The following is a 16,285-nucleotide window of genomic DNA, read 5'->3' as shown; positions in this document are numbered from 1 at the left end:
ACGCGGATATATAATTTTAAATGTCTGCTCTACAATATAGAATCTCTCAGGTAAATAAAAAAAGAAAGGTCGAAAGAATTCGACCTTTGTGCTAAAATTCCACGTTATGGTACTCAGGTCCATAAAAAGTTTAGCATATTGCTTATAATACTTTTTTATTGTTATCTGATGAAATTTTCTCAGGATGATATGAGCATTATACTCGCCGATCAGCCATCAGCCGGGATGTTTCATTCATTCACTTGTGCTGGAGGTAACTTACGTCTTATCCCGGTAATATATGATTTACACAACAAATGTAATGCCCCTGTAAGTGATAACCAAAGGTTTGTCCGCTTTTTTTCGCAATCGTTTGCATTTCCTTGTAAAAAAGCTGAACTTGTTTATTCGACAATTATTTTATTTTTTCACGTCTATGAACAGAACAGGTCTTATTTTTCTATTGTTGCTTTCTGCAGGAGCAGGGCATTTACGGGCACAGCAGCCGGTTAACAAGCTGAAACTCTGGTATAAAGAACCAGCTATTGAATGGTCACAGGCTTTACCATTGGGTAATGGCAGACTGGGAGCGATGGTATTTGGTGGTACCAGTGAAGAACTCATTCAGCTCAATGAAGCTACTTTATGGTCCGGCGGACCTGTTAACAACAACATCAATCCGGATGCAGCTAAGTACCTGCCTGCGGTGAGAGCAGCCTTGTTCCAGGAAAAATACCATCAGGCGGATAGTCTCTTACGGAAGATGCAGGGTGCCTATTCCCAGTCCTTCTTGCCACTGGGAGATGTACGCATCCGGCAAGAACTGAAAGACGCCGCTGTAAGCCAGTATTACCGCGATCTGGATATTGCAGATGCAAAGGCTGTTACCCGTTTCACCAGTAGCGGTGTTACTTACACACGTGAGATGTTTATCTCTGCACCCGACCAGGTGATCGTGATACGTCTTAAAGCAAATAAAAAAGGACAGTTAAACTTTACTGCATCTACTTCCAGCCAACTGAGATATAGTAATGTAGTGACAGGTAAAAAAGAAATAGCGATGAGAGGTAAAGCGCCTTCTCAAGCTGATCCCAATTATGTAAACTATAACAAAGAGCCCATTAAATATGATGCTCCGGGCAGCTGTAATGGTATGCGCTATGAACTGCGTATGCGTGCTATTAGTCCCGATGGCAGCATTACAACAGATACTTCCGGCATCACCGTAAAGCATGCAACGGAAGTTACCTTACTGCTAACAGCTGCTACAAGTTTTAACGGTTATAATAAATGTCCGGACAGCGAAGGTGTAGATGAAAAAACGTTGGTGGACGGATATCTAAAAAAAGCAGCGGCATTGTCTTACGACAATCTGCTGAAACGTCATGAGCAGGATTATCATACTTTCTTTAACCGCGTGTCTCTGCAACTGGATGGCGCTGATCAGAGCACATTGCCTACAGATGAAAGACTGCGACGTTATACAGCAGGAGGGAAAGATGCAACACTGGAAAGCCTTTATTTCCAGTTTGGCCGTTATCTGCTGATCTCCAGTTCGCGTACAAAGGCTGCTCCTGCTAATCTGCAGGGCATCTGGAATAAAGAATTACGTGCACCCTGGAGCTCGAATTATACTATCAACATCAATACAGAGATGAACTATTGGCCGGCGGAAGTGTGTAACCTGATGGAAATGCAGCGGCCCTTGTACCAGTTGTTGAAAGAACTCTCTGTAACTGGTCAGCATACTGCCGGCAATTTCTATAATACCCGTGGATGGGTGGCACATCACAATACAGACATATGGGCCATCTCCAATCCCGTAGGAGATATAGGCAAAGGAGATCCGCAGTGGGCCAACTGGATGATGGGAGGTAACTGGTTATGCCAGTTCCTGTGGCAGCACTATCGCTATACAGGCGATGTGCAATTCCTGAGAGATACTGCATATCCTATCATGAAATCGGCCGCACTTTTCAGCCTGGACTGGCTGGTAAAAGATCCTGCTTCCGGATACCTGGTTACTGCGCCGGCTACTTCACCAGAGAACATGTTCGTGTTGGAGAATGGCACGCATGAAGCGGTAGCTGTTGCCAGTACGATGGATATGACTATCATACGTGAGTTGTTTAATAATGTGATCAAAGCAGGTGAAGTATTACAGGTGGACAATGCACTGCGTGATTCTTTACAGGTTACTGCCGACCGTCTGTATCCGTTTAAGATCGGGAAAGATGGCAGTCTGCAGGAATGGTATAAAGACTGGCCTTCTGCTGAGGTAGAGCATCGTCATATTTCACATTTATATGGCCTGTTCCCCGGCGATCAGATCTCTCCTTCAGCAACACCCGAACTGGCCAATGCCGCCAAACGTACACTGGAGATCAGGGGTGATGGTGGCACCGGTTGGAGCAAGGCCTGGAAGATCAATACCTGGGCGAGATTGGAAGATGGTAATCATGCGTATAAATTATTGCGAGAGCTGCTGACCCTTACAGGTAAAGGTTCCATTGATATGCATGATGCGGGCGGTACTTATGCCAACCTGTTTTGTGCGCATCCACCGTTCCAGATAGATGGTAATTTCGGAGGCACTTCCGGCATTGCACAAATGTTGCTCAACGGACAATCAAATGCTATACATTTGCTGCCCGCTCTTCCTGATAGCTGGTCCAGCGGCCGGGTAAAAGGCTTGTTGGCCTTCGATGGCCATACCATCGATATGAGCTGGAAAGAAGGAAAGATCACCAGTGTAACAGTACATGCAACAAGAGCAGGTACCTGTTATCTCGTATCAAAACATCGCCTGAAAGCAACCAGTAATGCACAACTGGCGCCGATGAAACCGAAAGATCCAGCCGCCGGTTATCCATATGCCCTGAAAACAAGCGCCGGCGGCGTATATACATTACAGGGAGCAGAATAACGTAACGCAGAAATAAACGACTATGCCAGATAATAAGAGAATAGCGCTGATATGTGAAGACCCTGCCAACCTGTTTGATATGGCAAGGAACGAAGACAAGAAATTGCTGGAAAACCTTAATGCCCGTGGCTGGACAGCGGAAGCAAAGGATTGGAAAGATCCGCAGGCTGACTGGTCTTCTTACGGCCTCGTCATCCTGAAATCGCCTTATGATTATCATAACAGGCTGGAGGAGTTCAGGACATGGCTGCATAAACTGTCAGCATTGGGTGTGCGCTTACTGAACCCGGTGAAGATGGTACTGTGGAATGCTGACAAACATTATCTGCAAGAGATCAGTGAAGCAGGATTTAATATCATTCCTTCCATTTTTCTGGAAAAGGATACGCCAACAGCACTTTCGACCTTATTCACCCGTCTTGGAACCGACAAGATTATCGTGAAACCTTGCGTGAGCGGCGGTTCCAAGAATACCTTCACATTAGTGGAAGGCGACCCGACATTACCAACACATCCCCTGAATGAATTACTGCGGCAGGAAGCCTTTATTGCCCAGCCTTTCTTAAAGGAGATCCATGCAGGTGAGTGGTCGCTTGTCTTTTTCGGCGGACGTTTCAGTCATGCGATCGTGAAAAAGCCCAAGGAAGGCGATTTCCGTGTACAACCGCAGTATGGGGCTACTATCAATGGCGTTCAACCTGATGCTGCCATTATTAGAGAAGCAACGGCCCTGGTGCGCCGTTTTGCAGCAGATGCGTTGTATACCCGTGTAGACGGGGTGATGGTAGATGGAAAGCTGGCTTTAATGGAGCTGGAACTGATAGAACCTTTGCTCTATACCACGTTTGAAGAAAAGAGCTTTGAGAACTACCTGGGAGCATTGGAAGAAAAGACGATGGCTGTCAGCTGATCTGGACATTATTCATTTTCAGGGGCAGGTTGTGATTATACAGCCTGCCCCTTTGCTTTTGATGTGACCGGTAGTCAAGGGGTAAAGAAGGGCTGAAAATCGCTTTTAAACCCTTTTTTGTTCGATGTATTCCCTATTCTTCCATATCGCTTCACCGTCATTTCCATATCATTTCACCGACATTTCTATATCGAATCGATATACATATGAGCCTAAAGTGATATCCAGATGACGATGTAGCGATATGGAGATATAGGTATCAAAGCGGTAAAAGAGCCTGTTATAAAAGAATATTTGCCGAAGTCAACCAGTATTATTATATTGCTATAGCAACTATTCTAATACTGTTAACACCTGAAAACCAATTATGGCAAGAGCTAAAAACAATCTCCTGTTAGCCCAGGTATCCGGTACTATTGGGAAACAGCTTACTGTAACGCAAAGAGCAGGACAGGTCATCCTGGGTAAAGCCAAGACCAAAAAGGGGAAACGCTATAAATTCTCCCCCAAACAGCTGGATGTACAATCCAGGTTTACTGATGCAACTGAGTATGCCGCTGTGGTGAAGGCCGATCCTGATATGGTAGCCGCCTACATGGCTGTTGCCAAACCGGGTCAGAATGCTAATAACCTGGCAATACGGGACTTTTACAACGCCCCGGAGATCCATGAACTTAAAACAGATGAATACACGGGACAAGCGGGGCAGGCAATCCGGGTCCGTGCTACCGACGACTTCCGGGTATACCAGGTCGTTGTAGGCATTTATACGGCTTCGGGAGTCCTGGTTGAAGAGGGGAACGCCTTACAGGGCAGAAGTGGCATAGAATGGCTTTATACGACCCGAAATGACAATCCTGCCTATAGCGGAGGCAAGGTCCGGGCGATGGCGGAAGACCTGCCGGGGAACCAGACATTCGAAGAGAAGGTGTTGTAAACGGAATTTTGAGAGGGGTTCTTTGTCTGCCTAGCTTAAAGTTTTGATGAAATTATCGAGGCTGTCTTCCTTTCCAAGACCTAATTTCTGTTTGATCCTGTATCTGGCCATCCTGATACTTTTAGCTTCTATATTAAGCCGGGTTGAAATCTCTTTGTTTGATAGACCCATCAGTATATAGGAGCAGTATTTCATGTCAAGTCTTGTAAGGGAATTGCTGGCGCGTTGCTGCAGCTGTTCGAAGAAGCCGGAATGAACCTCCACAAAATCAGTTTTGTGGTCTTCATATTCTTCATCCAGTTGTTGCTGACGTTTGATAAGCTTTTTGATCTCTTCATTACCACTTGTGTGTTTGTCCGCCAGTATTTCCATGATCTGGTTCGTGCTCTCCTTCTGCAATTGTTCGGCCAGCAATTCCTTTTCCAGGCGCTGCTGCCTTTCGCGTAACAGGGCTTGTTCGGCCAGCAGCTGATTGGTTTCTGCTTCCTGCAGTTTCACTTTCAGAATGACCTGGTCTTTTTCTTTATCTATCAGCTCCTGTTTCCGCATGGAGGCTTTTAGTTTATAGTTATAAGAGATCAGCAGGAAAGATAATGCAGCAATTCCTGCTGCTCCCAGGCCAATATACAGCAGGTTACGTTTTTCCCGGAAGGATGCTTCCTGTTCCAGCAAGGCAATTTTCTGCGCTTGTTGTGCCGCGCGGTATCGTGCATCGATCTTTTGGGCATTGTTAATTTTTTCCTGGTTAAATGCTTCCTCATTACTGGATACATAGCTTTTCATGTATGACAAGGCAAGTCTTGCGTCATTTTTCTGTTCTGCTACTCTTACCAGTGCACGATATATCCGGGATTGTGTGAGCGGCATTTTTACGGGGGAAGCAGCTGCCTCGCTGAGTGCAGTCAGTAGCAGCTGCTCTGCTTCATCTACCTTGTTATTCCGGAGAGCATATTCGCTACGCATTCCATAGCAATTGATCAGTATTTCCGTTAGCCGGGTTGCTGTAGCAATTCGCTCGGCTATCTCCAGATAATGGTATACACTGTCACGGAAAGACGAGGGGTAATGCTGGAAATAAATATTGGCAGTATTCAGCGCCACGGCGGCCGTATTGCTTCGTAATATTATCCGGTCTCTCTCTCGGTCGCTAAGTGCTATTGATTTGTTATAGTAAGATAATGCTGAATCAAGTAATTGTTTCCGGGCGTTTAGTTTATAGCAGTCATAGAAATACTGCCCCATGGTATAGTAAGCAGTGTTCAATATATCCGGTTCGCCGCTCTTCATGGCCTTTGCGTAGCATTCTTTCGCATAATTCCCCTGTCTCGCGGTATCTGTCCCGTAACTATAAATGCTGGCAAGATAGTGATAGGCAAGCGCTGCATAGGGTGCTCCGGCAGGTGTCTGAAAGAAACCAGCCGCCTTCAATAATTTGGACGCAGCAAGGTCATTTTCGTTATCAATAATATCCAACCATCCATTCCTGAGCCATACCATACCTTTCGCCAGCGGATCTTTTGCCTGGTTTACATACAGAAGGGCACTATCGAGTGCGGCGTATGCTGCTGGTTTATTCTTTTTTTGTACAAGCAGGTGTATCCTTGTTGCATAGAGCCAGGCTTTCGCATCCGCTCCGGATGCATTAGCGGCATCGTTTGTGAACGCGATGGCCTTATCAAGGTCTGTTTCAAAATATGCTCTTGCCAGCTTACATTGAACGATCACTTTGTCGTAACCTGACAAATTGGCCTTTGACAACTTTTGTTCAAGAGAGTCCCTATATCGTTGTTGGCCAAACGTAAGCGTGGGCAGGCAGGATAATAATGATATGGTTATGATATTTCGTAACATCCCTTCAAAAATAGGGAAAAGAATCAGAGTTAAAAAAGAGGTGAAATATTAATTGATTGAAAATCATATAAGTTATCTTTTTTCGTAGACGCTTTGTAGACGCTGCCGTTTGTTTATGTAGCCTCATTGTAGCCGCTGTTTTTATGGTTATCCCTACGACACTGATTAGGTTTGCATCGTACAAAAAACATCATATCATGACAAACCGCATGACGGCCATAGTTGCCTATATCACTATTATCGGATGGGTAGTTGCCTATCTGTCATATCGTAAGTCCGACGATAAAAGTCCGCTGGTGAAATATCACCTTACGCAAGCAATAGGGATTATTATTTTTTCTATAGCGCTAAGTATTGTGAGTGGTATACTGTTGGTAATACTGCCTGCATTAGCCGCCCTGTTCTATATTATTTCGCTGTGCCCGTTTATATTGATGCTGATGGGAATAATAACAGCGTCCAACGAGGCACAGCGCCCTATACCTTTGATAGGTAAGTTTGTGGAGGGGAAGTTTAACCTATAACTGAGGCAGCAGGTCTGGCACTCATTGTAGTTAACCCCTCTAACTATCATATACAGTAATAAATCAAAGAGCCGGTCGGGAATGACCGGCTCTGGCTGCATTGTCAGGTCCTTAAGGTTTAATTTTAATGTATTCGAAGCCCAATATGCCTTTCTGCAGGCAAATCCGTACAGCATATCCTTCCTTAACGCTACCCCAATAAGATTTAAATACAGTTAGTCTTTCTTCGTAATTGTCAATAAGCACGAATAAATAATATTCAGGATATCGCCCGCCGGAACTGCTTCTTCGAATTATTGTATTGTAACTACATTTTTCCTGGTCAATCCCATAAGATCTATTTATATAAGATGCAATTCCTGGTGTCAAAAAAAAGAACCCCAGTCCTAAAGCAAAGAGATTTGACCATTGCTTATTTACTTTCCGGTCTTTCTTAAAATCGGGCACCGTCTTGTAGATTAAAATATAGAAGAGGATACTAAGTATTAATCCTAAAAAGGCAAAAAGGAAGAAAAAAACAACTCCATTCCTTGTATTATCAATATGAGAAAATTCTGAAATTGCCCAAAGAGAAGAAATTCCAATTAAAAGGCAGAGGTAAGTAACGATCTTCAATGCCAGAGAAGCTGGTTGAGTCTGTTGAATAACCCGCTGTCTTTTGGTTCTACTTTTCCGTCCCATTAAATTTTATCGCTGTTTGCATGTTTGTGTTAAATGCTGTCTCATGTATGCATGAAGGATAGCAGTATACTGCAATTCAAATGAGAGTGCAGATCGCGCAAATATAGAATGTTTCCTCGTGTTGCAGGACGGACATTTTGTTTTTCAGAATATATATGTAGCTTCGTCCATTAACCAACACCATTCGATGAAGATCTATCTGTACATTGCCCTCGCTATCGTACTCCTGTCTCAGGCTGCAGTATTTTTTATTGACTTTACAATGGTACAGGCATTACTGGTAGCCGGTTTGATCACCTGCTGCTCTGTTATCAATATCATCCTGACTTACAAGACAGATTTCACTAAGCGCTTCCGTTTTCCGAAAAAGACAATCCGTTTCTCCGACAAAAATGTTGAACTGACAAATTTAAGAGTAGCCAGCATGGGGCTCATACTCGCACTGTTTGGTATATACTGTGTTTGTGTGCTGAAAGCAAAAGTTATCGGGTTGGTTTTTATAGCCGCCGGGTTGAACTATATCTCTTTCTTTCGCATGGAAATACGTAAACCGATCACTAGTGCTACGCGCGCTGTAAACTCCTGACAAGATTAACCAGCGCCGCTTTAATGGTGGCTGAAATGAAAACAGGCTATCCATCCCGGACAGCCTGTTTTGTTTTGGTCCTAACGGATCCTTACATATGTTTCCACGATCTCGTGATTGATATTCAGGCTATCGATTTTTTCGATACCACTCTGGGTGATCGTATCCTTTGAAACCTGCATAACGAAGGAGAAGTCTTTGTTTTCCCAGCCCCTGTAACTGCAGTATTCCAGGTGTTCGCTGTACACATCTTTCACCAGTGTATAGGTACCACTGCCGGAACCATATGTGGCCGTTGAATCGGCACCATGGTTCAGGTCATGTGTAAAGAAAGCAAAATAGCTGTCGTTGAATATTTTGATGGTTTCCTGTCCTGCAACAGGCGCCGTGATTGTCGTATCCTTACCTTGAATAGACTTTGCACTAAGCAGTTTCCAGGTACCTGTTAAGGGCGAGGTGGAAGTAGCTGCGGAAGATGCCTCTTGTTGCTGGCTACAGGATAGCAATGACATTGCAATGGCAATAAACGGAAGATATTTCATGGATTAAATTAAGGATTTGTCTCAAATATAGTGAATGGGGCAAAATCTTCACAGCAATTGGCAATTATTCACATGAAATGTATCCCGGCCCTGCATGATAAGTCTGGCAAATAGTATGACTCCTGTCTGATAAGGCTGGTCTGAAGCTGCAACGGCACAGTTTTTAGGTTATATAAGGGTATGATGATGACTGATGAACAAACGCGCGAAGCGCATTCTTTTTACCGTGAAGCATTATCCATCCTGGTGGAGAGCGGGAATGACTTTATGCTGGGAGGAGGGTTTGCTTTATTCCATTACACAGGCCTTTTCCGCGACACCAAAGACCTGGATATATTCTGTACGCCCACACAATACGTAGGGCTAATGAAGCTGTTTGAATCCCATGGATATGAAATTGTGCTGACGGATGTACGCTGGCTGGCGAAGGTCTTTAAGGGCGAGTATTATATAGATATTATTTTCAACAGCACGAATAATATCTGCCTGGTCGATGAGAGCTGGTACCAGCATTCGGTAGAGGCTATCTTTATGGGATTGCCCGTAAGACTGATAGCGCCGGAGGAACTGATCTGGGCCAAGGTCTTTATACAGAACAGGGAACGGTTTGACGGGGCAGATGTTAATCATGTCATGTTGCGGTACGGCAAACAGCTCAACTGGGAACGGCTGCTGCGTCGCTGTGATCCTCACTGGCATCTGTTGCTGGCGCAATTGCTGATATTCCAGTTCGTTTACCCGGCCGACTATACGGAGATCATTCCCCGCTGGCTGTTTGACGAACTGATGCAACGGGCGCAGCAACAATATGAATTGCCCCCTTCACAGGAGAAAGTATGCAGGGGACCATTGATAGATCAGACACAATATGCAGTCGATATTACCGACTGGCATTATAAAGGAATGACCATAAAAACGGTTTGATAATGGATGCTGAAAACACTGAAAACAAAAAGATGCGCATCGCTGCTGTTGCCGATATCCATGTAACGGACACAGATAAGAATAAGTGGACGGAGTATTTCAAGGAGGTATCCCGCAGGGCAGATGTATTGCTCATCTGTGGCGATCTGACAAATACCGGTGATGAAAGCGAGGCGAAGATCTTATGCGATGAGTTGAAGTCCTGCACTATTCCTGTCGTGGTGGTTCTCGGCAATCATGATCATGAAAAGGGCAGGCAAAAACTGATCAGGCAGACAGTACAGAGCGAGCATGTACATGTGCTGGATGGAGAAGCAGTTGTAATAGGGAACGTGGGATTTGCTGGTGTAAAAGGCTTTGGAGGTGGATTTGATAACTACATGTTGTCTATGTTCGGGGAAGATGCCATGAAAGCATTTGTACAGGAAGCAGTGAACGAAGCCTTACACCTGGACCGGGCGCTGGCGAGGATAGATCAGCAGCATGATCATCTGAAAAAGGTAGCCATTATGCATTATTCACCGATGTTGGATACCGTGAAAGGGGAGCCGGAGCCTATCTATCCTTTCCTGGGCTCTTCCAGGCTTGCAGAGCCATTGGTCCGCCGGCAGGTAGCCGCCGTGTTCCATGGACATGCGCATATGGGCACACTGGAAGGAACGCTGACAGGAGGTGTGAAGGTATTTAATGTAGCCAAACCGGTATTGATGAAGGCGGGGTATGAGTTCCCGTTTCACATTGTAGAAATATGAGGAGATATTTTGGATTGCCAGGTGAAATACTCGATTGGCGGCAACATTGCATATTTAGCGATGCTGCCGCCAATCTGTTTTTAAGGGGAAATAAACAGAAATTACCGCATAAGTATAACAGTGTTAGTGAGATAGTATCACTTGGAGTAGCTATATTATAATAAATCAAATATTACTTTTTTTCTCTTTTTCTGCCTAAAAAGTTGTGAAATCTAGCAAAAGGATGATATCTTTATCATGATAAGAATGTCAACCAGAATCTAAATCATTTTACGACCAGAACTTTATTGTGGTGATGATACACTAGCTTGGAAAACCCAGGTACTATGCCCGATTTTAGATTTGACTTTTGTGGTGAACAGTTGCTTTAAAAGTGGCCGTGCAGTTTAACTATTGCCACTTAACCTATTTATTTTTTCGTTGCGGGAATTTAAAAGATAAGCGAATTATCTAAAGGGAATGTTATGTACTGAACAACCACAGTACATACAGGCCTTGTTATATGATGCCGCGCCTTATGGCGCGGTGGTGGACAGTATTGTGCCTACAGCCCGGCTTCCCAGTGCAAACATGTTACTCGGTTAAACAGTAATATTTAAATCACATCTATGAGAAAGAAAATGCTATTATGCCTGTTGGTATTGCTATGCCATGCCTATGTCAGCACTCTTCAGGCTCAGATCTCCATTGCAATTAAGGGGACGGTATCTGACGATTCGGGTGCGCCGCTTCCCGGTACAAGTGTCAAAATAAAAGGTAGTGGAGGGACTGTAACAGATGCCAATGGCGCGTTTGCGATCAGGGTTGAAAAGGGCCGCACATTAATATTTACAGCCATTGGGTATGAAAGCAAACAGGTAACTGTAGATGGTCCTGTGCTTAACGTGACGCTTGGGGTGGACAAAAAGATACTGTCAGAAGTAGTCATTACCGGGGTAGGTACTGCTACGAGTAAACGTAAACTGGGAATCTCAGTAGAATCTGTTACAGCAGAGAAACTGGTGAGCGGTCCTTCTACCAGTATTGACCAGGCGCTCATCGGTAAGATACCCGGCGCACAGATCTCTTCTGTGAGTGGTAATCCCGGTGATCCGGTCAACATCCTGTTAAGAGGTGTCAATACTGTGCAGAATGGCACCAAACCCCTGATCATGCTGGATGGTGTGCAGGTGTCCGCCACAGACCTCAACTCGCTTGACCTGAGTAATGTGGAAAGGATAGAAGTGGTACAGGGTGCGGCTTCCGCTTCCATCTACGGAGCGCAGGGCGCCAATGGTGTAATGCAGATCTTTACTAAAAAAGGAAAACGTGGTCCTATTGCTGTTACCTATTCTACCAATTATGCAGCGAACAGTTATATCAACAGCGGACATGTTGAAAAAGCACGCCTGCATCCTTATTTAACTGATGGTAATAATAACATTGTTGATGCGTCCGGAAATATCCTAAAATACACCGATGTGGGCGGTATTGAAGGGATATCCTATACCTACGGCGGCGCTACCCGATACGGCATATTAGATCCGAGAAATATTGCCAACAAACCATATAATGCCAATCTGAAATATTATGATCATTTTAAGCAGGTATTCCAGACAGGAACATCCTGGAATAATAACATCAGCATTTCCGGTGGCTCCGATAAATCAGACTTCTCTCTCGGCGTTGCCAATAATCATACGGTAAGCCCTGTAATGAAGAATGGCTATGTAGACCGTTCCAATCTGACTGCCAACCTGGGAACAGAGTTGTTCAAAGGATTCAAACTGCGCTCCATCACACAGGTGATCTACACAAAGAATACTACCGTGCCTGGCTTAGGAGGTGCTGGCGGTTATCTGTATGGTAAAGGGAATACAGCGGGTAAAAATGACAATATCTATAGTTTCCTGAATACTTCACCTTTCTTTGACCTGACCTCTAAAATGGCAGATGGTAATTCGCCCGCTTTTCAGACGGCCGATTTTTTAAGTATCAATGCCTTCAATCCCTACTTCGTAAAGCAGTATGCGAGTGGGCTGGATAACAAGGTAGATATCGTACAAAGCTTTAACGCCAACTACCAGGTGAATCATTTCCTGGAATTGGATGCGAAATACGGCATTAACTACAGAACGGAAAAAGCAACCTGGACCTACCTGAACCAGACAAAGAATGCCAATACCATGTACTATGATTCATGGGCATTCCAGTTTGCCAATGATGCTACCGGAGAGATAGACAACTGGAACTATAATACCACCTTCCAGAACTTCCTCGGAAGCGCTTATATCAGGACCGACTTTGAGAAGGACTTTAATATCAACCTGCCTATCCAGACCACTACACAGATCTCGTACGATTACAGGAAGAATAAGTACAAGGAGGAAGATGTATATGGACTGGGTTTACCGCTTTCTCCGCCAGTGAATATATCTACTGCCAAACAGTTGTTTGTAGCGCCTTATTCTACTACTACCAAGACTACCGGTAACTATGAGGAATCCTTTATTACCTATGGTTATCTGATCAACCAGAAGATCGATTTCGGTGATTACGGCGGTATAGGTGGTGGCTTCAGAAGCGACTGGTCTTCTGCTTTCGGAAGTGGTGCTTCTCCTTTCACCTTCCCGAATATAAATGGTTATATACTCCCTTCTTCCTTTAACTTCTGGGCTGATAAGCTGGAAGACAGAATACCCTACTTTAAACTGAGGGCTGCATATGGCGAAGCGGGTATACAGCCTGGCCCTTTTGACAGGTACCCTACGCTGGATCAGAACACTGTCGGTTCAGACGTGGTATATTCTGTACCGGTTACAGGACAGAACCCTCATCTGCAGGTAGAAGTATCCAAAGAGTTTGAAGCGGGTACTGACTTAACGTTCAATGCGGCCAACGGCAAATGGCTGAACACAGTGAACGCATCTTTTACTTATTGGAAACGGAAGAGTGAAAATGTGATTTATACCGTAAGTGCTCCACTGTCTTCCGGTGCTACAGGCATTCTGAACAATGCCATCAATATGTCTTCCAGAGGTTATCAGTTCCAGCTGAACCTCCCGCTGTATCGTAGTAAGAACTTCAACTGGGACTTTACGACCAACTTCAGTCACCAGACATCTAAGATCGACGGGATCAATGGCGGGGCAGACATCATTCTGACTTCTGCTGCAGGTAGTACGGCACTGGTATTGACTCCGGGACAAAAGATCGGACAGATCTATGGTTATAAGGCATTGACCAGTGTAGACGCAGTTAGCAAGAACGGAACAAAATATATCTCGGAACAGGATGCCGGAAAGTATCAGTTGGTGAATGGACGTCTTGTAGATACAGCTACCAGGAGTATTCAATTCTCATCCGAAGCATACCCACTGGGTGATCCTAATCCGAAGTTCAATGCTTCCTTTATCAGTGCATTTGGTATCAAGGATTTCCTGACATTCTCTTTCCAGTTTGACTGGATATATGGTAGTCACCTGTACAATCAGACAAAGGAGTGGATGTACAGAGATGGTATTCATGGCGACTTTTCGAAGCCTGTTACGATTAACGGCGTTACTGCTGCATATACGGCTTATTATGGTAGTGCTTACAGTTCTTCCTGGGGAAGTCTGTATGGCCCGGGTAACAATGCTACCAAGGATTATTTCTATGAAGATGCATCTTTCCTGAGACTACGTAATATCTCTGTAGGATTTGACTTTACAAAAGTGATGAAGATAAAGTACTTCAATAAACTGCAACTGGTGCTGACGGGCAGGAATATCCTGACGGTTACACACTATACGGGTATGGATCCGGAGGTAAGTTCCGGCGCTGTAAACTCTTCGTTTGACAGGGGCATAGACAACAGTACTATACCCAATCTTAAATCTTATGCAGTAGGCTTAAATGTCGGATTCTAATGTTTACAAAAAAAGAGAAAATTATGATCAGCAATAAATATGTTTCAGGGCTTTTAGGAATACTCTTCTTATGCAGCATCTTCGCCTGTAAAAAAGAGCTCAATGTGGGTAATCCCAACCTGCCTACGGTAAATGAGAACGTGAATAATGAGTCGGGCATCATCGCGCTGGCTATCGGAGCGGTGTATATAAACGGCTTTCAGAAAGGGGATGTCTGGCTGGGCGACAGCTATTTTTCATTGCCTTATGGTTATAGTGAGCTGCTGGCAGATGTTGTAGGCGCACAGGCATCCAATCAGCTGGTGAGTACGATCAGTATACCTGCGTATTTTATACTGGACAATAATTCCCGGGTGAACACAAATATTTCCAATGTCAGTCAGCTGAGGGCTAATAACACACGTGCGCAGACGGGCTCGGGGTATAATCCGCTATACTACCAGTGGCTGAATATGTATGCCCTGAACGGCGCATGCAATAAAGTGCTGGGTATTGTTGACAACATCACTTTTTCCGGGGATGCAAAGACAAAGAGCAATACTATCAAGGCCTGGTGTTACTGGTGGAAGGGTTATGCATATGCGTCTATCGGTTCGATGTATTATTCCGGTCTGCTTGTTGACCGGGACGGTGCAAGTAGTAACAGGTATGTCGTAAAAGATTCGGTGATCGCGGCGTCCAACAAGTATCTGCATATGGCGGCAGATTTATTGTCGACCGGTATTTCCAATTCAGGTGACTATGCCGCCGTATTGGGACAACTGATCCCCGCTTTCTGCCAGGTAGGTAAGGGAGGTGTGCTGACGGCTGATATGTGGCTCAGGAACATCAATACCATGCTGGCGAGGAACCTGCTTGTGAATAAGCTGGCGCCATTTGTGAACGGCAACCCGGATGCTGTGATAACAAAGGCTTCCACAGATGTAATGACAACGGCCGATTGGAATGAGGTACTGACCCTCGCTACCAACGGTATCAGAGCCAGTGACTACGTATTTACGGGAAGAAGTGCTGCGGCAAACAGTTTCTTTACTGCGGATGGTGGTACGGTAGCAGCGCTGGCAACCGGTGTAAACACAGCTATTACATTCAGGCTGAGCGAGCGCTTTGTACAGAACCTGAAAGCAGGCGACAAGCGGCTGGCCAACAACTTCAACACTGCTACCAAATACCTGGATGATCTTTCTTTCGGCACCCGCTATAGTATCATAGATGGAGGCGCAGGCGCCAATGGTGTATATGTATACGGCTCCAAATCGACAGGCAATTATGAGCTGTTCATCGGCCCCAGCTATGAAGAAAATGCACTGATGCTGGCAGAAGCGAATATCCGTCTGGGTAATATTGACGCCGGACTTGCTTATGTAGATGCGGTAAGGACATATATGGGCGCCGGCATTGCCGCCGTAGCAGGTACAGGGCTCACAAAAGCAGCTGCGTTAAAAGAGCTGGTAATGGAAAGGAGAGCGGCATTGGTGTTCAGAGGTTTATCTTTCTATGATAACAGGAGATGGGGATGGACATATGATATCAGCAATGGCGGAGGTAGTTATGGCAATACCTTCCTGACTTCCGCGAGCGTAGTGAATACGAACGTCACCATCAACTATAATTTCATGGATTACTGGGATGTGCCGGCAGATGAAGCAGGCCTGAATCCACCGGGTGAAGGCAGTGCGCCAATAAAGAATCCCAACTTCTAAAAATAAGGTTCGGGTTTTTACAAAAAAGGCTGTCCGTGCTTCGGCGGGACGGCCTTTTGCTTATAATGTGGAGAGCCGCT

At 45.0% G+C, this 16,285-nt stretch carries 13 protein-coding genes; 10 read left to right on the top strand and 3 right to left on the bottom strand.

Features of this window, described 5'->3' with window-relative positions:
- Positions 1 to 415: 415 nt before the first annotated feature.
- The 3 genes from CLV42_RS26340 (at position 416) to CLV42_RS26330 (ending at position 4,752) form a co-directional block, all read left to right on the top strand.
- Positions 416 to 2,905 carry a glycoside hydrolase family 95 protein gene (locus tag CLV42_RS26340; RefSeq protein ID WP_106604923.1) on the top strand — a complete coding sequence of 830 codons (2,490 nt, stop codon included), beginning with the start codon at positions 416 to 418 and terminating at the stop codon, positions 2,903 to 2,905.
- Between the two features lie 22 nt (positions 2,906 to 2,927).
- Positions 2,928 to 3,815: an ATP-grasp domain-containing protein gene (locus CLV42_RS26335; RefSeq protein WP_106604922.1), complete on the top strand. Its 888-nt coding sequence runs from the start codon at positions 2,928 to 2,930 to the stop codon at positions 3,813 to 3,815.
- A 367-nt stretch (positions 3,816 to 4,182) separates the two neighbouring features.
- The gene (locus tag CLV42_RS26330; protein WP_106604921.1) at positions 4,183 to 4,752 is read left to right on the top strand and encodes a hypothetical protein; all 570 of its coding nucleotides are present in this window, start codon (positions 4,183 to 4,185) and stop codon (positions 4,750 to 4,752) included.
- Between the two features lie 30 nt (positions 4,753 to 4,782).
- On the opposite strand, the gene CLV42_RS26325 is transcribed toward CLV42_RS26330, so the two are convergent.
- Positions 4,783 to 6,510 (bottom strand): LuxR C-terminal-related transcriptional regulator, encoded by a 1,728-nt coding sequence (locus tag CLV42_RS26325; RefSeq protein WP_211303540.1) that lies wholly within the window; start codon positions 6,508 to 6,510, stop codon positions 4,783 to 4,785.
- 290 nt (positions 6,511 to 6,800) lie between these two features.
- On the opposite strand from CLV42_RS26325, the gene CLV42_RS26320 reads away from it, so the two are divergent.
- The gene (locus tag CLV42_RS26320) at positions 6,801 to 7,127 is read left to right on the top strand and encodes a DUF4870 domain-containing protein (protein WP_106604919.1); all 327 of its coding nucleotides are present in this window, start codon (positions 6,801 to 6,803) and stop codon (positions 7,125 to 7,127) included.
- Positions 7,128 to 7,238: 111 nt separating this feature from the next.
- On the opposite strand, the gene CLV42_RS34210 is transcribed toward CLV42_RS26320, so the two are convergent.
- A complete protein-coding gene (locus tag CLV42_RS34210; protein ID WP_106604918.1) occupies positions 7,239 to 7,808 on the bottom strand; it encodes a hypothetical protein in 570 nt (189 codons plus the stop codon).
- Between the two features lie 187 nt (positions 7,809 to 7,995).
- Between CLV42_RS34210 and CLV42_RS26310 the strand changes: the two genes are divergently transcribed.
- Positions 7,996 to 8,394: a hypothetical protein gene (locus CLV42_RS26310; RefSeq protein WP_106604917.1), complete on the top strand. Its 399-nt coding sequence runs from the start codon at positions 7,996 to 7,998 to the stop codon at positions 8,392 to 8,394.
- Positions 8,395 to 8,474: 80 nt separating this feature from the next.
- On the opposite strand, the gene CLV42_RS26305 is transcribed toward CLV42_RS26310, so the two are convergent.
- A complete protein-coding gene (locus CLV42_RS26305; RefSeq protein WP_106604916.1) occupies positions 8,475 to 8,936 on the bottom strand; it encodes a hypothetical protein in 462 nt (153 codons plus the stop codon).
- 180 nt (positions 8,937 to 9,116) lie between these two features.
- Here CLV42_RS26305 and CLV42_RS26300 point away from each other — a divergent pair, with 180 nt between their 5' ends.
- The 5 genes from CLV42_RS26300 (at position 9,117) to CLV42_RS26285 (ending at position 16,205) form a co-directional block, all read left to right on the top strand.
- Positions 9,117 to 9,860: a nucleotidyltransferase gene (locus CLV42_RS26300; protein WP_106604915.1), complete on the top strand. Its 744-nt coding sequence runs from the start codon at positions 9,117 to 9,119 to the stop codon at positions 9,858 to 9,860.
- A gap of 2 nt (positions 9,861 to 9,862) precedes the next feature.
- Complete coding sequence (locus CLV42_RS26295) at positions 9,863 to 10,612, top strand: metallophosphoesterase family protein (protein ID WP_106604914.1); 750 nt, start codon at positions 9,863 to 9,865, stop codon at positions 10,610 to 10,612.
- A gap of 459 nt (positions 10,613 to 11,071) precedes the next feature.
- Positions 11,072 to 11,197 (top strand): hypothetical protein, encoded by a 126-nt coding sequence (locus CLV42_RS34460; protein WP_262510011.1) that lies wholly within the window; start codon positions 11,072 to 11,074, stop codon positions 11,195 to 11,197.
- Between the two features lie 23 nt (positions 11,198 to 11,220).
- A complete protein-coding gene (locus CLV42_RS26290; protein ID WP_106604913.1) occupies positions 11,221 to 14,502 on the top strand; it encodes a SusC/RagA family TonB-linked outer membrane protein in 3,282 nt (1,093 codons plus the stop codon).
- Between the two features lie 23 nt (positions 14,503 to 14,525).
- On the top strand, positions 14,526 to 16,205 hold the full coding sequence (locus tag CLV42_RS26285; RefSeq protein ID WP_245901740.1) for a RagB/SusD family nutrient uptake outer membrane protein: 1,680 nt from the start codon (positions 14,526 to 14,528) through the stop codon (positions 16,203 to 16,205).
- Positions 16,206 to 16,285: the final 80 nt, after the last annotated feature.

Origin of the sequence: Chitinophaga ginsengisoli (genome assembly GCF_003014595.1) — a bacterium.
GTDB classification, from domain to species: Bacteria; Bacteroidota; Bacteroidia; order Chitinophagales; family Chitinophagaceae; genus Chitinophaga; species Chitinophaga ginsengisoli.
The sequence above is the reverse complement of the archived record's forward strand: the minus strand, read 5'-3'. Positions and strand labels throughout refer to the sequence as shown.